Annotated in this window: 19 protein-coding genes; 18 read left to right on the top strand and 1 reads right to left on the bottom strand. The window is 60.1% G+C overall.

What is annotated here, in order from left to right; all coding sequences use genetic code 11:
• The first annotated feature begins 7 nt into the window (after positions 1-7).
• The 7 genes from lnt to ACJ8PL_RS01525 all read left to right on the top strand — a co-directional run bounded on the left by lnt (position 8) and on the right by ACJ8PL_RS01525 (position 7080).
• Entirely contained in the window at positions 8-1537 is a 1530-nt protein-coding gene (lnt, locus tag ACJ8PL_RS01555) for an apolipoprotein N-acyltransferase (RefSeq protein ID WP_016928767.1), read from the top strand.
• A 394-nt stretch (positions 1538-1931) separates the two neighbouring features.
• Positions 1932-2828 (top strand): amino acid ABC transporter substrate-binding protein, encoded by an 897-nt coding sequence (locus tag ACJ8PL_RS01550; RefSeq protein ID WP_004939976.1) that lies wholly within the window; start codon positions 1932-1934, stop codon positions 2826-2828.
• A gap of 213 nt (positions 2829-3041) precedes the next feature.
• Positions 3042-3782: an amino acid ABC transporter permease gene (locus ACJ8PL_RS01545; RefSeq protein ID WP_004939979.1), complete on the top strand. Its 741-nt coding sequence runs from the start codon at positions 3042-3044 to the stop codon at positions 3780-3782.
• On the top strand, positions 3782-4456 hold the full coding sequence (gene gltK, locus ACJ8PL_RS01540) for a glutamate/aspartate ABC transporter permease GltK (RefSeq protein WP_015376945.1): 675 nt from the start codon (positions 3782-3784) through the stop codon (positions 4454-4456). The genes ACJ8PL_RS01545 and gltK overlap by 1 nt, the downstream gene beginning before the upstream one ends.
• The gene (locus ACJ8PL_RS01535) at positions 4456-5181 is read left to right on the top strand and encodes an amino acid ABC transporter ATP-binding protein (protein WP_004939983.1); all 726 of its coding nucleotides are present in this window, start codon (positions 4456-4458) and stop codon (positions 5179-5181) included. The genes gltK and ACJ8PL_RS01535 overlap by 1 nt, the downstream gene beginning before the upstream one ends.
• Positions 5182-5294: 113 nt before the next feature.
• Positions 5295-6227 (top strand): pyrimidine-specific ribonucleoside hydrolase RihA, encoded by a 933-nt coding sequence (gene rihA / locus ACJ8PL_RS01530; RefSeq protein WP_442530759.1) that lies wholly within the window; start codon positions 5295-5297, stop codon positions 6225-6227.
• 148 nt (positions 6228-6375) lie between these two features.
• Entirely contained in the window at positions 6376-7080 is a 705-nt protein-coding gene (locus tag ACJ8PL_RS01525) for an FMN-dependent NADH-azoreductase (RefSeq protein WP_016928769.1), read from the top strand.
• Between the two features lie 40 nt (positions 7081-7120).
• Here ACJ8PL_RS01525 and ACJ8PL_RS01520 read toward each other — a convergent pair whose 3' ends face one another.
• A complete protein-coding gene (locus ACJ8PL_RS01520; protein ID WP_004939988.1) occupies positions 7121-7603 on the bottom strand; it encodes a zinc ribbon-containing protein in 483 nt (160 codons plus the stop codon).
• A gap of 286 nt (positions 7604-7889) precedes the next feature.
• Between ACJ8PL_RS01520 and leuS the strand changes: the two genes are divergently transcribed.
• The 11 genes from leuS to ybeD all read left to right on the top strand — a co-directional run bounded on the left by leuS (position 7890) and on the right by ybeD (position 19630).
• On the top strand, positions 7890-10472 hold the full coding sequence (leuS, locus tag ACJ8PL_RS01515) for a leucine--tRNA ligase (protein WP_079449580.1): 2583 nt from the start codon (positions 7890-7892) through the stop codon (positions 10470-10472).
• A gap of 14 nt (positions 10473-10486) precedes the next feature.
• Complete coding sequence (lptE, locus tag ACJ8PL_RS01510; RefSeq protein WP_016928771.1) at positions 10487-11047, top strand: LPS assembly lipoprotein LptE; 561 nt, start codon at positions 10487-10489, stop codon at positions 11045-11047.
• Positions 11044-12078: a DNA polymerase III subunit delta gene (gene holA, locus ACJ8PL_RS01505; protein ID WP_016928772.1), complete on the top strand. Its 1035-nt coding sequence runs from the start codon at positions 11044-11046 to the stop codon at positions 12076-12078. Before lptE ends, holA begins: the two co-directional genes overlap by 4 nt.
• Positions 12068-12730 (top strand): nicotinate-nucleotide adenylyltransferase, encoded by a 663-nt coding sequence (gene nadD / locus ACJ8PL_RS01500; protein ID WP_015376938.1) that lies wholly within the window; start codon positions 12068-12070, stop codon positions 12728-12730. Before holA ends, nadD begins: the two co-directional genes overlap by 11 nt.
• A gap of 194 nt (positions 12731-12924) precedes the next feature.
• The gene (gene rsfS, locus ACJ8PL_RS01495; RefSeq protein ID WP_016928774.1) at positions 12925-13242 is read left to right on the top strand and encodes a ribosome silencing factor; all 318 of its coding nucleotides are present in this window, start codon (positions 12925-12927) and stop codon (positions 13240-13242) included.
• 3 nt (positions 13243-13245) lie between these two features.
• A complete protein-coding gene (rlmH, locus tag ACJ8PL_RS01490; RefSeq protein WP_004940002.1) occupies positions 13246-13716 on the top strand; it encodes a 23S rRNA (pseudouridine(1915)-N(3))-methyltransferase RlmH in 471 nt (156 codons plus the stop codon).
• A 38-nt stretch (positions 13717-13754) separates the two neighbouring features.
• Positions 13755-15650, top strand: a complete 1896-nt coding sequence (gene mrdA / locus ACJ8PL_RS01485; protein ID WP_016928775.1) for a peptidoglycan DD-transpeptidase MrdA — start codon at positions 13755-13757, stop codon at positions 15648-15650.
• A gap of 8 nt (positions 15651-15658) precedes the next feature.
• Positions 15659-16771 carry a peptidoglycan glycosyltransferase MrdB gene (gene mrdB / locus ACJ8PL_RS01480; protein WP_004940006.1) on the top strand — a complete coding sequence of 371 codons (1113 nt, stop codon included), beginning with the start codon at positions 15659-15661 and terminating at the stop codon, positions 16769-16771.
• Between the two features lie 10 nt (positions 16772-16781).
• Positions 16782-17867 carry an endolytic peptidoglycan transglycosylase RlpA gene (rlpA, locus tag ACJ8PL_RS01475; RefSeq protein ID WP_016928776.1) on the top strand — a complete coding sequence of 362 codons (1086 nt, stop codon included), beginning with the start codon at positions 16782-16784 and terminating at the stop codon, positions 17865-17867.
• Positions 17868-18047: 180 nt separating this feature from the next.
• Entirely contained in the window at positions 18048-19259 is a 1212-nt protein-coding gene (dacA, locus tag ACJ8PL_RS01470) for a D-alanyl-D-alanine carboxypeptidase DacA (RefSeq protein ID WP_004940010.1), read from the top strand.
• 104 nt (positions 19260-19363) lie between these two features.
• Entirely contained in the window at positions 19364-19630 is a 267-nt protein-coding gene (gene ybeD / locus ACJ8PL_RS01465) for a DUF493 family protein YbeD (RefSeq protein ID WP_004940012.1), read from the top strand.
• The last annotated feature ends 63 nt before the right edge of the window (positions 19631-19693 follow it).

The raw sequence follows: 19693 nt of genomic DNA, 5'->3' as shown, positions 1-19693 counted from the left end.
ATCCAACATGGCTAAAGCCTCATTACTTGAACGCCAGCGGGTTCGCGCCCTGCTGGCGCTGTTGTCAGGTGCCGGCGGGACGCTGGCGTTCTCGCCCTACGACTTCTGGCCCGCGGCCATCGTTTCCCTGTTCGGCCTGCTGGCCGTTACCCTCAATCGCACCACCAAACAGTCCGCCCTGCTCGGCTTTGTCTGGGGCTTCGGGCTGTTCGGCAGCGGCATCAACTGGGTGTATGTCAGCATCGCCGATTTCGGCGGCATGCCCTTCGCCGTCAACGTCTTCCTGGTGGTACTGCTCGCCGCTTACCTGTCGCTGTATACCGGGCTGTTCGCCGGGCTGTTGACGCGCTTGTGGCCGGCCACCCGCTGGTGGCGGCTGGCCATCGCCGCGCCGGCGCTGTGGCAGGTGACCGAATTCCTGCGCGGCTGGGTGCTGACCGGCTTCCCGTGGCTGCAGTTCGGCTACAGCCAGATCAATGGCCCGCTGAAGGGCATCGCGCCACTGCTGGGCGTCGACGCCATCACCTTTGTGCTGATGGCCATCGCCGGCCTGCTGGTGTACGCCGTCAATCAGCGCCGTCTCTCGGCAGCCGTGATTGCCGCCGCGCTGCTGCTGTTGCCGTGGCCGCTGCGCCAGCTGCAGTGGTTTACCCCGCAGCCGGAGAAAGCGGTGAACGTCGCCATGGTGCAAGGCAACATTCCCCAGTCGATGAAGTGGGATCCGAGCATTCTGCTCAGCACGCTGCAAACCTATCTGGACGAAACCCGCCCCTACATGGGCAAAGCGCCGATCATCATCTGGCCGGAGTCCGCCATCCCTGACTTCGAGCCGCGTCAGAACGGCTTCCTGACCATGATGGATGACCTGATGCGGGCGAAGAACAGCAGCCTGATCACGGGGATCGTCGATGCGCGCGCCACCCCGCAAGGCGTGCAGGAATACAACAGCGCCATCGTGCTGGGCGAACCGACGCCGTACAGCTACCCGGCCAAGGATCGCTACAACAAGCACCACCTGGTGCCGTTCGGCGAGTTCGTGCCGCTGGGTGAACTGTTGCGCCCTATCGCGCCGTTCTTCAATCTGCCGATGTCCGGTTTCAGCCGCGGCGACTACGTGCAGCCGCAGCTCAGCGTACGCGGCTACAACCTGACGGCGGCCATCTGTTACGAAATCGTGCTGGGCCAGCAGGTGCGCGATAACTTCCGCCCGGACACCAACTTCCTGCTGACCATCTCCAACGATGCCTGGTTCGGTCACTCCATCGGCCCGTGGCAGCACTTCCAGATGGCGCGCATGCGGGCGCTGGAGCTCGGCCGGCCGCTGCTGCGCAGCACCAATAACGGTGTTACCGCCGCAGTGGATGCGAACGGCGAGGTGATCGCCGAGATCCCGCAGTTTACCCGCCAGGTGCTCGAAGTGAAGGTCACGCCGACCACCGGCGTCACGCCTTATGCGCGCTTCGGCGCCACACCTCTGTGGGTGATTACCCTGCTGCTGGGCGGCTGGGCGCTGATGTTGGGCCTGCGCCGCAAATAATCCTCTTCGACGGGGCGCGCCCGCCGCGCCCCGCGTTCCCGTCAATATCCCCACCTCAGTCAGAAAACGTCGTTAAATCAACGCGGCTGGCACACTCCTTGCTTTTATCTATGGCGACAACGCGCGCCGGTTTACTTTTGCTGACGTTTTGTCGCACCTGCGCACATTTTAGGTGCATTAAGCGCACCACGCGGGGGCGCCGACGTTTTGTTGCATTGATTTGGTGCGCGCGGCGTCTCAAAAAATGAAACATTTTAGTTTCAATGTGTTCACAATCGGTTATTTTTTAACAGCGTTCAGTTCATAAGACTATCTTTATAACTTGAGCAATAAACAGTCGATTTAACCTGACGCTCTTTAGTCAGAGCCACAACAACAGCAAAGGAGTTGGACCATGCAAATGCGTAAATTGGCGTTATCGTTACTGCTGCTCGGTGCGGCAGGTAGCGTGGCGCATGCGGAAGACCTGACCGGTACGCTGAAGAAAATCAAAGACAATGGCGTGATCGTTGTCGGCCACCGCGAATCGTCAGTGCCGTTCTCCTACTACGACAACCAACAAAAAGTTGTGGGCTACTCTCAGGACTACTCCAACCAAATCGTTGAAGCCGTTAAGAAAAAGCTGAATGCGCCGAATCTGCAGGTGAAAATGCTGCCGATTACCTCGCAGAACCGCATCCCGCTGCTGCAAAACGGCACCTATGATTTCGAGTGCGGCTCCACCACCAATAACCTCGAGCGCCAGAAACAGGCCGCCTTCTCCGACACCATTTTCGTGGTCGGCACCCGCTTGCTGGTGAAAAAAGGCTCCGACATCAAAGACTTTAAGGACCTGGCCGGCAAACCGGTGGTGGTCACCTCCGGCACCACCTCCGAAGTGCTGCTGAACAAGCTGAACGACAGCGACAAAATGAACATGCGCATCATCAGCGCCAAAGACCACGGCGACTCCTTCCGTACCCTGGAAAGCGGCCGCGCGGTGGCCTTCATGATGGACGACGCCCTGCTGGCGGGCGAACGCGCCAAGGCCAAGAAACCGGATCAGTGGGAAATCATCGGCACGCCGCAGTCGAAAGAAGCCTACGGCTGCATGCTGCGCAAAGACGATCCTGAGTTTAAAAAGCTGGTCGATGACACCATCGCCCAGGCGCAAACTTCCGGTGAAGCGGCCAAGTGGTTTGAGAAATGGTTCAAGCAGCCTATTCCACCGAAAAACCTCAACATGAACTTCGAACTGTCGGACGACATGAAGCAGCTGTTCAAAGAGCCTAACGACAAAGCGTTGAACTAAATAGAACAAAAGCCGGGGCGGCCGCCAGGCCAAACCGGCCCAGTTGATGACTGGGACAGACAGGAATGAGGGGGGCCGTTCCCCTCCCTCATTTTCCCCAAGGCGCATCACCGACACCCGTACACAACAAGCCAGCCAGACTGGCCGCGCGGCGATCGGCGCTCATCAAGTCATCAATCTTCGGCGCCCTGCGCCCGTTTATCGGAGTTTGTTATGTCAATAGATTGGAACTGGGGTATCTTCCTGCAGCAGGCCCCGTTTGGGAACACCACTTACCTCGGCTGGATCTGGTCCGGCTTTCAGGTCACGGTGGCCCTCTCCGTCTGTGCCTGGATTATCGCTTTCTTCGTCGGTTCACTGTTCGGTATCTTGCGTACCGTGCCCAACCGCTTTCTTTCCACCCTCGGCACCTGTTACGTCGAACTGTTCCGCAACGTGCCGCTGATCGTGCAATTCTTTACCTGGTATCTGGTGATCCCCGAGCTGCTGCCGGCCAATATCGGCACCTGGTTCAAAACCGAGCTGGATCCCAACGTGCAGTTCTTCGTCTCTTCCATGCTCTGCCTGGGGCTGTTTACCGCCGCCCGCGTTTGCGAACAGGTGCGCGCCGCCATTCAGTCCCTGCCGCGCGGCCAGAAAGCCGCCGGGTTGGCGATGGGCCTGACGCTGCCGCAAACCTACCGCTACGTGCTGCTGCCGAACGCCTACCGGGTGATCGTGCCGCCGATGACCTCGGAAATGCTCAACCTGGTCAAAAACTCCGCCATCGCCTCCACCATCGGGCTGGTGGACATGGCCGCGCAGGCCGGTAAGTTGTTGGATTACTCCGCACACGCCTATGAATCCTTTACCGCCATCACGCTGGCTTATATCGGCATCAACGCCGTTATCATGCTGTTTATGCGTCTGGTCGAAAAGAAAGTGCAGTTGCCTGGCAACCTGGGGAGTAAATAATGTACGAATTTGACTGGGCGTCGATCGTCCCAAGCTTCCCTTATCTGCTGCAGGGCATGGCGATCACGCTGAAGATCACCGTGACCGCCATCGTGGTCGGCATTCTGTGGGGCACCGTGCTGGCGGTGATGCGTCTGTCGCCGTTCAAGCCCATCAGCTGGTTCGCCACCCTGTACGTTAACCTGTTCCGCTCGGTGCCGCTGGTGATGGTGCTGCTGTGGTTCTATCTGGTGGTTCCAAGCTTATTACAACAGGTTCTAGGCCTGTCGCCGAAAACCGATATTCGCCTGATCTCGGCTATGGTAGCCTTTTCCCTGTTTGAAGCGGCCTATTACTCGGAAATCATCCGCGCCGGTATCATCAGCATCTCGCGCGGCCAATCCTCCGCCGCGTTGGCGCTGGGCATGACCCACTGGCAGTCCATGCGGCTGGTGATCCTGCCGCAGGCGTTCCGCGCCATGGTGCCGCTGCTGCTGACTCAGGGCATCGTACTGTTCCAGGATACCTCACTGGTTTACGTACTGAGCCTGGCCGACTTCTTCCGCACCGCGTCGACCATTGGCGAACGCGACGGCACCCAGGTTGAAATGATCCTGTTCGCCGGTTTTGTCTATTTTGTTATCAGCCTCGCCGCCTCGGCGCTGGTAAGCTATTTGAAGAAAAGGACTGTTTGATGATATCCCTGAAAAATGTTTCCAAGTGGTACGGTCACTTCCAAGTGTTGACCGATTGCACCACCGAAGTGAAAAAAGGCGAAGTGGTCGTCGTCTGCGGTCCTTCAGGTTCCGGCAAGTCCACCCTGATCAAAACCGTCAACGGCCTCGAGCCGATCCAGCAGGGAAGCATCCTGGTGAACGGCACGCCGGTCAACGACAAGAAAACCAACCTGGCGCAGCTGCGTGCCAAAGTCGGCATGGTGTTCCAACACTTTGAGCTGTTCCCGCACCTGTCTATCATCGACAACCTGACGCTGGCGCAGGTGAAAGTGCTCAAGCGCGATAAGACCGCCTCACGCGAGAAGGGCCTGAAGCTGCTTGAACGCGTCGGCCTCTCCGCCCATGCCAACAAGTTCCCCGGCCAGCTGTCCGGCGGCCAGCAGCAGCGCGTCGCCATCGCCCGCGCGCTGTGCATGGATCCTATCGCCATGCTGTTCGATGAACCGACCTCGGCGCTCGATCCGGAAATGATCAACGAAGTGCTGGACGTGATGGTCGAACTGGCGAACGAAGGCATGACCATGATGGTGGTAACCCACGAAATGGGCTTCGCCCGCAAGGTGGCGAATCGGGTGATCTTTATGGACGAAGGCAAAATCGTCGAAGACCGCAACAAAGACGATTTCTTCAACAACCCCGAGTCCGATCGCGCCAAGGACTTCCTGGCCAAGATCCTGCACTAAACTCTCTCGATGCGCCCCGCCAGGGGCGCATCTTTTCTCCCGGCACTAAAAGCGCTTGTTTCTCCCCGGTTTTGATCCGATGCTCGCTGGATAACAAACAGAGGAGAAAGAACATGCCCCGCCCTATTATCATCGATTGCGATCCCGGCCTCGACGACGCCATCGCGCTGGCCATGGCGCTGCGTTCGCCGGAGCTGGACGTCAAAGCCATTACCACCTCCGCCGGCAACCAGACGCCGGAGAAAACCCTGCATAACGCGCTGGGCCTGCTGACCCTGATGCAGCGCGAGGACATCCCGTTCGCCGCCGGCGCCGGCGGCCCGCTGATGCGCGAGCTGGTGATCGCCGACTATGTCCACGGCAAAACCGGCATGGGCAACACCCACCTGCCGACGCCGACCCTCAAACCCGATCCCCGCGGCGCCGTTGAGCTGATCGCCGACCTGCTGCGCGCCAGCCCGCAGCCGATCACCCTGGTGGTGACCGGCCCGATGACCAACATCGCCCTGCTGCTGGCCCAGCACGCCGAGCTGAAAAGCCGCATCGAGCGCATCGTATTCATGGGCGGCGGCATGAACGCCGGCAATACCACGCCGGTGGCGGAGTTCAACATCTTCGTCGATCCCGAAGCCGCCGAAATGGTGCTGAAATCCGGGGTGCCGCTGACCATGGCCGGGCTGAACGTCACCCATCAGGCGCTGGTGTTGCCGCAGGATATCGAGCGCATTCGCCAGATAGACAATCCGGTCGCGCAGGCGGTCGCGGAGATGCTCGATTTTTACCTGCCGCTGTACCTCAGCCATCCGCGCGGCTTGCCCGGCGCAGCGATGCACGATCCCTGCACCATCGCCTGGCTGCTGGCGCCGCAGCTGTTCACCGGCGTAGAACGCTGGGTCGGCGTGGAGACCAAAGGGGACTACACCGTCGGCATGACGGTGGTGGACTATTTCCAGCAAACCGGCAACGCGGCCAACGTGGAAGTGCTGACCGGCATCAACCGCGAGGGCTTTATCGATCTGCTGGCCGAGCGCGTAGCGCGTTATTGATCCTATCGGGGCGCGCTCGCGCCCCTCATTCAACTTTTTTGATTTAACTCAGCGAATTTTTGCGCTATCACTGTTCATGGCTTGCCTCTACCATGCGTTTACACCGACTGACATCGTTACCGATTAGCCTTCGCCTGGAGATAAGCCAATGAGCCGCGTACTGGTCCTGAAATCAAGCATTCTGGGTGAATATTCCCAGTCTGGAAAATTAGTCGATTTTTTTGTTGAACAATGGCGTGAAACTCACCCTGAAGACACGTTCACCGTGCGCGATTTGGCCAACCCAACGCTGCCGGAGCTGGATGGTGAAGTGATGGCCGGCTTTACCGCCGGCGACAAACCGCTGACGCCGCATCAGCAAAGCACCCTGGCGCTGTCCGATGAGCTGATTGCCGAGCTGAAGTCGCACGACACGCTGATCATCAGCGCCCCGATGTACAACTTCAACATCCCGACGCAGCTGAAGATCTACTTCGATCTGATCGCCCGCGCCGGTCAGACGTTCCGCTATACCTCCGCCGGCGCCGAAGGGCTGGTGACGGGCAAGAAAGCGATCGTCATCTCCAGCCGCGGCGGCGTCCACGCCGACACGCCGACGGATCTCATCACGCCGTACGTGAAGTTGTTCCTGGGCTTTATCGGCATCACCGACGTTGAATTCGTGCTGGCGGAAGGCTTCGCCTACGGCCCGGAAGCGGCGGAGAAAGCCGCCCAGGACAGCCGCATCGCGATCGCGCAGAAAATCCCGGCCGGCGTTGCCGTACCGGCCAGCGCACCGGCGCAGGCGGAAGTTGCCCCGGCAACCGTCAGCGGCGGTTTCCTGAGCAATCTGCTGAAGAAACTGTTCCGTTAAACGCCGGCCTTAGCGTTCCCCGCCCTGCCGGGGAACGTCATCACGGTTCAAACGGCCGGCGCTGGAACTGGTCGTGACCGCATTTCGGACAGAGCGGCAGCACCTCCGGCGTGTAAAACGCCAGATGGTAGTGACACTGCTCGCACACCAGGTTGCCCAGCCCCACCACTTCACCGCTGTGGTAAACGCCGTGGTGGCTGACATCCTTGAACACCTCGCGCCACTCCAGCTGGGTTTTGTCGGTGATATCCGCCAGTTCCTGCCACAGGCTCTCTTTGATCACGCGCATAAACACGCTGTCGGTAAACTCGTCCCGGCTCTCCTGATAGCTGCGCGCGAACTCTTCCAGATCGCGCCGCACCGCCTGCGTCACCTGCCGCACTTCGTCGCGGGTCAAATCTTCGGCCTCGTTCAAGCGCCGCTCCGCGCTGGCCACCAGTTCATCGATATCGCGTTCGCCGTTTTTCAGGCGTTCGCTCAACGATGCCACCAATTCGCGGTAATACTGAGCAACCTTGTTCATAGACTCTCCTCGATAAACGCTGCGCCGGACTTGGCTGTAGGGATCCCCCCTAAGCTACTTGTTCTTATTTTAGCCGTAAATGACTGATGCCACTTGGCAAGACGCGGGATCCGCAGGTTGTGAGCCGCGTCATGACGGCGTTTTTTTTAAATGCGCCGAGTCAGGCGCTTGGAGTTGTTGCCGGGAGGTCTTATCAGCTATGCTATGCGGATCTACGAATACTAAATGTTCATTGCGTTGCCTCTGACCGGGGCAACGGTTTACACCTACAGGACCACCGGCCGCCATGCAAGAGCAATACCGTCCAGAAGACATAGAATCGAACGTACAGCTTCACTGGCAAGAGAAGCAGACTTTCAAAGTTACCGAAGACGACAGCAAGGAAAAGTACTACTGCCTATCCATGCTGCCTTACCCGTCCGGCCGACTGCACATGGGCCACGTTCGTAACTACACTATCGGCGACGTGATCTCGCGCTATCAGCGCATGCTGGGCAAAAACGTACTGCAGCCGATCGGCTGGGATGCGTTCGGCCTGCCGGCGGAAGGCGCGGCGGTGAAAAACAACACCGCGCCGGCCCCGTGGACCTACGACAACATCGAATACATGAAGAACCAGTTGAAACTGCTGGGCTTCGGCTACGACTGGGATCGCGAAATCGCCACCTGCCAGCCGGAATACTATCGCTGGGAACAGTGGTTCTTCACCAAACTGTATGAAAAAGGCCTGGTCTACAAGAAGACTTCGGCGGTGAACTGGTGTCCGCACGATCTGACCGTGCTGGCCAACGAACAGGTTATCGACGGCTGCTGCTGGCGCTGCGACACCAAGGTCGAGCGTAAAGAGATCCCACAGTGGTTCATCAAAATCACCGCTTACGCCGATCAACTGCTGAACGATCTGGACACGCTGGAAAGCTGGCCGGAGCAGGTGAAAACCATGCAGCGCAACTGGATTGGCCGCTCCGAAGGCGTGGAAATCACCTTCGACGTGGCGGACAGCGAAGAGAAGTTGACGGTTTACACCACCCGCCCGGACACCTTCATGGGCGCCACCTACGTGGCGGTCGCCGCGGGCCACCCGCTGGCGCAACAGGGCGCGCGCAACAATCCGGCGCTGACCGAGTTCATCGACGAATGCCGCAACACCAAAGTTGCCGAAGCCGAAATGGCGACGATGGAGAAGAAAGGCATGCCGACCGGCCTGTTCGTTGTCCACCCGCTGAGCGGCCAGAAGCTGCCGGTGTGGGTCGCCAACTTCGTGCTGATGGAATACGGCACCGGCGCCGTGATGGCGGTACCGGCGCACGACCAGCGCGACTGGGAATTCGCCACCAAATATGATTTGCCGATCAAACCGGTGATCCTGAACCTCGACGGCAGCCAGCCTGACGTAAGCGCCGAAGCGATGACCGACAAAGGCGCGCTGTTCAACTCCGGCGAGTTCGACGGTCTGGACAATGAAGCCGGCTTCAACGCCATCGCCGACAAACTGGTCGCCAAAGGCGTCGGCCAACGCAAGGTCAACTACCGTCTGCGCGACTGGGGCGTTTCCCGCCAGCGTTACTGGGGCGCGCCAATCCCGATGGTGACGCTGGAAGACGGCACCGTGATGCCGACGCCGGAAGACCAACTGCCGGTGATCCTGCCGGAAGACGTGGTCATGGACGGCATCACCAGCCCGATCAAGGCCGACCCTGAGTGGGCGAAGACCACCGTCGACGGCCAGCCGGCGCTGCGCGAAACCGACACTTTCGACACCTTTATGGAGTCTTCCTGGTACTACGCGCGCTACACCTGCCCGCAGTATGACCAGGGCATGCTGGATCCGGCCGCCGCCAACTACTGGCTGCCGGTCGATCAATATATCGGCGGCATCGAACACGCCATCATGCACCTGATGTACTTCCGCTTCTTCCACAAGCTGATGCGCGATGCGGGCCTGGTGGATTCCGACGAGCCGGCCAAGCGCCTGCTGTGTCAGGGCATGGTGCTGGCCGACGCCTTCTACTACACCGGCAACAGCGGCGAACGCGTCTGGGTATCCCCGGTTGACGCCACCGTCGAGCGCGACGACAAAGGCCGCATCATTAAAGCCACCGATCCGCAAGGCCGTGAACTGGTCTATGCTGGCATGAGCAAAATGTCGAAGTCGAAGAACAACGGCATCGACCCGCAGGAGATGGTGGAAAAATACGGCGCGGACACCGTGCGTCTGTTCATGATGTTCGCTTCACCGGCAGAAATGACGCTGGAGTGGCAGGAATCCGGCGTGGAAGGGGCTAACCGCTTCCTGAAACGCGTGTGGAAACTGGCCTACGATCACGTGGAAAAAGGCGCGGTGCAGCCGCTGGACGTGGCGGCGCTGAACGAAGATCAGAAAGCGCTGCGCCGCGATCTGCACAAAACCATCGCTAAGGTGACCGACGATATCGGCCGCCGTCAGACCTTCAACACCGCGATCGCCGCCGTGATGGAGCTGATGAACAAGCTGGCCCGCGCGCCGCAGGAGAGCGAGCAGGATCGCGCGCTGCTGCAGGAAGCGCTGCTGGCCGTGGTTCGCATGCTGTATCCGTTCACCCCGCACGTGTGCTTCACCCTGTGGCAGGCGTTGGGTGGCGAAGGCGACGTGGACACCGCGCCATGGCCGGTTGCCGACGAGCAGGCGATGGTCGAGGACTCCAAGCTGGTGGTGGTGCAGGTGAACGGCAAGGTTCGCGCTAAAATCACCGTATCTGCCGATGCGACCGAAGAGCAAGTGCGCGCGCGCGCTGCCGAAGAGCATCTGGTGGCTAAATATCTGGACGGCGTCACGATTCGTAAAGTGATCTACGTTCCGGGCAAACTGCTTAACCTGGTTGTGGGTTAACACAAGGAGGAGTTGTGCGACAACGTATTCTGACGCTGTTGCTGGGGTTGGCGGTGCTGGTCACCGCCGGCTGCGGTTTTCACCTGCGTGGCACCACGCAGGTGCCTAATGAAATGAAAACGCTGATCCTCGACAGCGCCGACCCTTATGGTCCGTTGACGCGCGCGGTGCGTGAGCAGTTGCGTCTGAACGACGTGACCATCGTCAGCGATCCGAAGCGTAAAGACGTGCCTTCCCTGCGCATCATCGGCGCGACGGAAAGCCAGGATACCGCCTCGATCTTCCAGGACGGTAAAACCGCCGAGTACCAGCTGGTGCTGACCGTGCAGGCGCAGGTGCTGCTCCCGGGCCACGACCTGTATCCGCTGTCGGTGAAAGTGTTCCGTTCGTTCTTCGACAACCCGCTGACCGCGCTGGCCAAAGACTCCGAGCAGGAGATCATTCGCCAGGAAATGCGTGAGCAGGCGGCGCAGCAACTGGTGCGCAAACTGCTGACCGTGCATGCGGCGGAAGAAGAAAACCGGCAAAAAGCCGCTGCCGCCGGCGAACGAGCGGCAAGCCAAACCGCACAATGATCCGTATTTATCCGGAACAACTTGCCGCGCAGCTCCGAGAGGGGCTGCGCGCTTGTTATTTATTGAGCGGCAATGAACCGCTGCTGCTGCAGGAAAGCCAGGATCTGCTCCGGCAGGCTGCGCAACAGCAGCAGTTCAGCGAGCACTACAGCATTTCCCTCGACGCCCATACCGACTGGGACGCCATCTTCGGCATCTGCCAGGCGATGAGCCTGTTCGCCAGCCGCCAAACGCTGCTGCTGATCTTCCCGGAAAACGGCCCGACGGCGCCGATCGGCGAACAGCTGACCAAGCTGGCCACGCTGCTGCACGAGGATATTCTGCTGATCCTGCGCGGCCCACGCCTCACCAAAGCACAGGAAAACAGCGCCTGGTTCAAGGCGCTCAGCCCGCACGGCGCTCTCGTCAGCTGCCAGACGCCGGAACAGGCGCAGCTGCCGCGCTGGGTCGCCGCACGCGCCAAGGCGATGAAGCTGGAGTTGGACGACGCCGCCAACCAGTTGCTGTGCTACTGCTACGAAGGCAACCTGCTGGCGCTGTCGCAAGCACTGGAGCGGCTGTCGCTGCTGCATCCGGACGGCAAGCTCACCCTGCCGCGCGTCGAGCAGGCGGTGAACGACGCCGCCCACTTCACGCCGTTCCACTGGCTGGACGCCTTGCTGGCCGGCAAGAGCAAGCGCGCCTGGCATATCTTGCAGCAGCTGCAGCAAGAGGATGTCGAGCCGGTGATCCTGCTGCGCACCCTGCAGCGCGAACTGCTGCTGTTGCTGACGCTGCAGCGCCGCATGGCTTCCGCGCCGCTGCGCACGCTGTTCGACCAGCATAAGGTCTGGCAGAACCGCCGCCCGCTGGTGACCCAGGCGTTGCAACGCCTGTCCGGCCCCCAGCTGCAGCAGGCGGTGCAGCTGCTGACGCAAATCGAGCTGACGCTCAAGCAGGACTATGGTCAGTCGGTCTGGCCGGAACTGGAAACCCTGTCGATGCTGCTGTGCGGCAAACCCCTGGCCACGAGTTTTAGCGATGCCCACTAATCCGGAACACCCCACCGTATTGCACGCGCTGTTCGGCGGCACCTTTGACCCGATCCACTACGGCCACCTGCGGCCGGTGGAGGCGCTGGCCGCCGAAGTGGGCCTGAATCGCGTCACGCTGCTGCCTAACCACGTGCCGCCGCACCGCCCGCAGCCGGAGGCCAATGCGCAGCAGCGCCTGAAGATGGTCGAGCTGGCGATCGCCGGCAATCCGCTGTTTGCGGTCGACGATCGCGAACTGCACCGCACGACTCCCTCCTACACCATCGAGACGTTGGAAACGATTCGTAAAGAGCGTGGCGCCGCCCAGCCGCTGGCGTTTATTATTGGCCAGGACTCGCTGCTGACGCTGCATAAGTGGCACCGCTGGCAGGCGCTGTTGGACGTCTGCCACCTGCTGGTGCTGGCGCGCCCGGGCTATAACGATCGCATGGACACGCCGGAACTGCAGCAGTGGCTGGAACGCCATCGCACCGCCGACCCGGCGCTGCTCAGCCGTCGCCCGCACGGCCACATCTATTTGGCCGATACGCCGGAGCTGGAAATTTCCGCCACCGAGATCCGCCAGCGTCGCCATCAGGGCCTCAACTGCGACGACCTGCTGCCGCGCCCAGTGCAGCGCTATATCGAGTTGCAGGGTTTATATCGCTAGCGAAAGGTGCGTGATATACTGCGCCGCTATTTTTCAGGTATCCGCTGAAAACCCCGGAAACCTTAGCTGGCCGGGCAGTCACCAGTTAGCTGGCTTTCAGCGGCAGCCTGCCGAAACCATTATCCGGTTACGCCGCGGCGCGCGCATTTTGCCCGCCGCAGCCGACTGAACAGAACACACCCGAGGGGGAACCTTTGCAAGGTAAAGCGCTCCAAGATTTCGTCATCGATAAAATCGATGATCTGAAAGGCCAAGACATTATCGCTCTGGACGTTCAGGGCAAATCCAGCATCACCGATTGCATGATCATCTGCACCGGCACCTCGACACGCCACGTGATGTCGATCGCCAGCCACGTGGTGCAGGAATCCCGCGCCGCGGGCATGGAGCTGTACGGCATGAAAGGCCAGGAAGCCTCCGACTGGATCGTGGTCGATCTGGGCGAAGTGATCGTGCACGTGATGCAGGAAGAAAGCCGTCGCCTGTACGAGCTGGAAAAACTCTGGAGCTAAGCGGTGAAACTGCAATTGGTGGCGGTCGGCACCAAAATGCCAGACTGGGTGCAAACCGGCTTTATGGATTACCTGCACCGCTTTCCCAAAGATATGCCGTTTGAGCTGACCGAGATCCCGGCGGGCAAACGCGGCAAAAACGCCGACATCAAGCGCATTCTGGACAAGGAAGGCGAACAGATGCTGGCGGCGGTGGGCAAAGGCAACCGCATCGTTACGCTGGATATCCCAGGCACGCCGTGGGAAACGCCGCAGCTGGCGCAGCAGCTTGAGCGCTGGAAGCAGGATGGCCGCAACGTCAGCTTGCTGATCGGCGGCCCGGAAGGGCTGGCGCCCGCCTGCAAAGCCGCTGCCGAGCAGAGCTGGTCGCTTTCTCCGTTGACGCTGCCGCATCCTTTGGTGCGCGTCCTGGTGGCCGAAAGCCTCTACCGCGCCTGGAGTATTACAACAAATCATCCTTACCACCGGGAATAGCCGGTGGTGACCGTGACAGAGTGAAATAAAGCAGCGGGATGAAAATAGAACGTAACCCTTTTCGCGACTATACGGCTGAATCCGCCCTGTTTGTACGCCGCGCCCTGGTGGCGTTCCTGGTCATCCTGGTGCTGTCCGGCATCCTGATCGCCAACCTGTATAATCTGCAAGTGGTCCGCGTCGAGGATTACCGCACCCGCTCCAACGAAAACCGCATCAAGCTGGTGCCCATCGCGCCCAGCCGAGGCATTATCTACGATCGCAACGGCACCCCGCTGGCGCTCAACCGCACCATTTATCAGCTGGAGCTGATGCCGGAGAAGGTCGACGATCTCAAAGCCACGCTACAGGCGCTGCGCACGGTGGTCGATCTGACCGACGACGACATCGCCAATTTCGAAAAAGAGCGCAAGCGCTCACGCCGTTTCGTTTCCATTCCGGTGAAAACCGCGCTAACCGAGGTGCAGGTCGCCCGCTTTGCGGTCAATCAGTTCCGCTTCCCCGGCGTGGAAGTGAAAGGCTATCAACGCCGCTACTACCCCTATGGTTCCGCCCTTACCCACGTCACCGGCTATGTGTCGAAGATCAACGACCGCGACGTCGAACGTTTGGACAAAGACGGCAAGCTGGCCAACTACGCCGCCACCCACGATATCGGCAAGCTGGGCATCGAACGCTATTACGAAGACACGCTGCACGGCAAAACAGGCTATGAAGAGGTCGAGGTCAACAACCGCGGCCGGGTGATCCGCCAATTGCACGAGCAACCGCCTTCCGCCGGTCAGGACGTTTACCTGACGCTCGATCTTGATCTGCAGCGCTATATCGAGCAACTGCTGGTCGGCAGCCGCGCCGCGGTGGTGGTAAGTGATCCGCGCACCGGCGCCATCCTGGCGATGGTGTCCAACCCGAGTTACGACCCGAACCTGTTCGTGGACGGCATTTCCAGCAAGGACTATCAGGGCCTGCTGAACGATCCGAATCGCCCACTGATCAACCGCGCTACGCAGGGGGTCTATCCGCCCGCCTCAACGGTGAAGCCTTACATCGCGGTGTCGGCGCTGAGCGCCGGGGTGATCACCAAAAACACCGTGGTGTTCGATCCCGGCTGGTGGCAACTGCCCGGCTCGGAAAAACGCTTCCGCGACTGGAAAAAATGGGGCCACGGCCGCCTGAACGTCACCAAAGCGCTGGAAGAATCCGCGGATACCTACTTCTATCAGGTCGCCTATGACATGGGGATCGATCGGCTGTCGAGCTGGCTGACCAAATTCGGTTACGGCCAGTACACCGGCATCGATCTGTCCGAAGAACGATCCGGCCTGATGCCGACGCGCGAGTGGAAGCTGAAACGCTATAAAAAGCCGTGGTATCAGGGCGACACCATTCCGGTGGGCATCGGCCAGGGTTACTGGACCGCCACGCCGATCCAGATGGCCAAAGCGCTGAACACCCTGATCAACGACGGCACCGTCAAAACGCCGCACCTGCTGCAGAGCACCCGCGTCAACGGCGCGCTGGTGCCGTTCAAACAGGAAGAGAGCACGCAAATCGGCGATATTCACTCCGGCTTCTGGGAAATCGCCAAAGACGGCATGTATGGTGTGGCCAACCGTCCGAACGGGACGGCGCGCAAGTACTTTGCGGACGCACCTTATAAAGCCGCGGCGAAATCGGGTACCGCACAGGTATTCGGCTACGAAACCTACAACGCCCACAAACTGGCGGAGCACCTGCGCGATCACAAGCTGATGACCGCCTTCGCGCCGTTCAACAACCCGACGGTGTCGGTCGCCATCATTCTGGAAAACGGCGGCTCCGGTCCGGCGGTGGGCACCATCACCCGCCAGATCCTCGACCATATTCTGCTGGGCGACAACAATACGCAATTGCCAAGCGAGGCCCCGCTGCCGCCTGGCGTAGAAGGTGACTAAGGTAGAACATGACTGAAAGCCAACAAAAAGGCTCGATCTGGACCAAAATCCACATCGATCCGACGTTCCTGCTGCTGATCCTGGCCCTGCTGGTCTACAGCGCCTTCGTGATGTGGAGCGCCAGCGGCCAGGACATCGGCATGATGGAGCGCAAGATCGGGCAGATCGTCATGGGGCTGATCGTGATGGCCGTCATGGCGCAAATCCCGCCGCGCGTCTACGAAAGCTGGGCGCCCTATCTGTATATTTTCTGCGTGATTTTGCTGATCCTGGTGGACGCCTTCGGCCAGATCAGTAAAGGCGCGCAGCGCTGGCTGGATCTCGGCGTGGTGCGCTTCCAGCCGTCGGAAATCGCCAAGATCGCCGTGCCGCTGATGGTGGCGCGCTTTATGAACCGCGACGTTTGCCCGCCTTCGCTGAAAAACACCGCCATCGCGCTGGTGCTGATCTTCCTGCCGACGCTGCTGGTGGCCGCGCAGCCGGATCTCGGCACCTCAATCCTGATCGCCGCCTCCGGCCTGTTCGTGCTGTTCCTGTCGGGCATGAGCTGGAAGCTGATCGCCGTCGCCGCCGTCGCGCTGGCGGCCTTTATCCCGGTGCTGTGGTTCTTCCTGATGCACGGTTATCAACGCGACCGCGTGATGATGCTGCTCGATCCGGAAAGCGATCCGCTCGGCGCCGGTTATCACATCATTCAATCCAAGATCGCTATCGGCTCCGGCGGCCTGTCCGGCAAGGGCTGGCTGCACGGCACCCAGTCGCAGCTGGAGTTCCTGCCGGAGCGCCATACCGACTTTATCTTCGCCGTGTTGGCCGAAGAGCTGGGACTGATCGGGGTGTTGGTGCTGCTGGCGCTCTACCTGCTGGTGATCATTCGCGGGCTGATGATCGCCGCCAAGGCGCAAACCACCTTCGGCCGCGTGATGGTCGGCGGCTTGATGCTGATTTTGTTCGTTTATGTCTTTGTTAACATCGGTATGGTCAGTGGCATTTTGCCGGTAGTTGGCGTACCTTTGCCTCTGGTCAGTTACGGGGGTTCGGCGCTGATAGTGTTGATGGCCGGTTTCGGCATCATCATGTCGATCCACACGCATCGGAAAATGCTGTCTAAAAGTTTATAAGAGGTGAGTAATGCGTAAGGAATGGCTTTGGATCGGCGTCGCGGCGGTGTTGCTCTCCGCCTGTACCGCCCCGACCACGGAACAGCAAGCCCCTCCGCAGCCGTACAACGGCCCGGTGGTGGAAATCGGCGGCGTCGAGCCTCAATATGAACCCTATAACCCTAATAACATGCAGGATTATAAGGTTAATGGCGATACTTACCGCATCGTAAAAGATCCGCAGAACTTCTCTCAGACCGGCCTGGCGGCCTGGTATGGCGAAGAGGCCAACGGCAACACCACGGCGCTGGGCGAGCAGTTTGACCCCAACGGCCTGACGGCGGCGCACCCAACGCTGCCGATCCCAAGCTATGTGCGCGTCACCAACCTGGCCAACGGCCGTCAGCTGGTGGTGCGCGTCAACGATCGCGGGCCATACACCAAGGGCCGCATCATCGATCTGTCGAAAGCCGCCGCCGATCGCCTCAACCTGTCTAACAACACCAAGGTCAAGGTAGATTTCATCAATGTGGCGCCGGATGGCACGCTGAGCGGCCCCGGCACCATCGGCACCATCGTGGCGAAACAGAGCTACGCCCTGCCGGCGCGCCCGGATCTCGGCTCCAGCGGCATGGGCACCCCAATTCAACAGGACGTGCCGATCGCCAGCGGCGCGGCGGTGCGCCCGATCGATAACAGCACCCTGCGCACCGACGACAACAGCGCCCCTGCTGCCGGCGGCAATGCCGCCAACGGCCGCAGCGGTTTCCTCGGCGCGCCAAGCGCATTACCGGCCGGCGTGCTGGAAGGTTCCGAACCTGAAGTCGCAGCGGTGGCCGCACCGGTCGCGGCCGGCGCAGCGGCTGTCGGTACGGCTGCCGCCGCCTCTTCCGGCGGCTACGTGGTGCAGGTCGGCGCGCTGAGCAGCGCCGAACGCGCCCAGAGCTGGCAACAGAGCCTGAGCCAACAGTTTGGCGTCCCGGGCAAAGTAGCGGCCAACGGCAACGTTTATCGCGTTCAGCTCGGCCCGTTCAGCAGCCGTCAGCAGGCGGCTCAGCTGCAGCAACGCCTGGCGAGCGAAGCGCAACAACAGTCTTTCGTTACTGCTGCACCCTGAGCGTTAAGCCCGGCGGGCATTCACGGCCGATAAGCGGTTATTTAGCTGAAACATTTTCTTGCAGCTAAAAGGGCACTAACCGCAATTAGTCAGATGAATGGGTAATGCCTGCCGGGATCGCATCTGCTATAGTGTGGCTCGTTTTTTAACTTTACTTTCACGGATGTTGTAGTCCCGATCATGAAACAAGTAACTTCTTTTCGCTTAATCAAAAGCATCGCCCTCGGCACCGTTATCGCAATGAGCGCAGCCTCCGTTGCGCACGCCGATGACGTTAACATCAAAACCATGATCCCAGGTGTCCCGCAGATCGATGCGGAAGCGTACATCCTGATTGATTACAACTCCGGCAAGGTGCTGGCCGAGATGAACGCCGATGCGCGTCGCGATCCGGCCAGCCTGACCAAAATGATGACCAGCTACGTCATCGGCCAGGCGCTGAAAGCGGGTAAAATCGGCCAGGACGATCTGGTGACCGTCGGCCAGGACGCCTGGGCGACCGGCAACCCGGTGTTCAAAGGCTCCTCGCTGATGTTCCTGAAGCCGGGCGATCGCGTGCCGGTCTCCAAACTGACCCGCGGCATCAACCTGCAGTCCGGTAACGACGCCTGCGTGGCGATGGCCGACTACGTCGCCGGCAGCCAGGACGCATTCGTTAACCTGATGAACACCTACGTCAGCAAACTGGGCCTGCAGAACACTCACTTCCAGACGGTACACGGCCTGGATGCCCAGGGCCAGTACAGTTCGGCGCGCGACATGGCGCTGATCGGCCAGGCGCTGATCCGCGACGTGCCGGAAGAGTACGCGATCTATAAAGAAAAAGAGTTCACCTTCAACAATATCCGCCAGATGAACCGTAATGGTCTGCTGTGGGATAACAGCCTGAACGTCGACGGCATCAAAACCGGTCATACCGACGCAGCGGGTTACAACCTGGTGGCTTCGGCGACCGAAGGCCAGATGCGTCTGATCTCCGCCGTGATGGGCGGCCGCACCTACAAAGGCCGCGAAGCCGAGAGCAAGAAACTGCTGACCTGGGGCTTCCGCTTCTTCGAAACCGTGGCACCGCTGAAAGTCGGTAAAGAGTTCGCCTCCGAGCCGGTCTGGTTCGGCGATGCCGACCGCGTTGAGCTGGGCGTGGATAAAGACGTCTACCTGACCATCCCGCGCGGCCGCATGAAAGATCTGAAGGCCAGCTATGTGCTGAACACGCCGGAAATTCACGCGCCGCTGGCGAAAAACCAGGTGGTGGGCAGCATCAACTTCCAGCTGGACGGCAAAACCATCGACCAGCGTCCGCTGGTGGTGATGAACGAAGTGAAAGAAGGCGGTTTCTTCAGCCGCATCGTGGACTACATCAAACTGATGTTCCACCACTGGTTCGGTTAACGGTTGAAACGGGCGAAATTGCCCCCATATACTGAATAACATTAACTCCCGCCCCGGCGGGAGTTATAATTTATAGATTAGCTAGCACTCTGGAGCGCACGCACATGCAAAAAACTAAACTGAATGAACTGCTCGAATTCCCTTGCTCGTTTACCTACAAGGTGATGGGCCTGGCGCAGCCTGAGCTGGTTGACCAGGTAGTTGAAGTGGTGCAGCGCCATGCGCCGGGCGATTACAACCCGCAGGTTAAGCCGAGCAGCAAAGGCAACTACCACTCGGTTTCCATCACCATCAACGCCACTCACATCGAGCAGGTCGAAACCCTGTACGAAGAGTTGGGCAACATTGAAATTGTTCGCATGGTGCTGTAATTCCAGCATAAACCCCTGCTTATCAACCCGGGATGGCGCAGCGTCTTCCCGGGTTGCGCATTT

The sequence above is a fragment of the Serratia sp. CY83965 genome, from assembly GCF_052166375.1.
Lineage (GTDB): Bacteria > Pseudomonadota > Gammaproteobacteria > Enterobacterales > Enterobacteriaceae > Serratia > Serratia marcescens.
The sequence above is the reverse complement of the archived record's forward strand: the minus strand, read 5'-3'. Positions and strand labels throughout refer to the sequence as shown.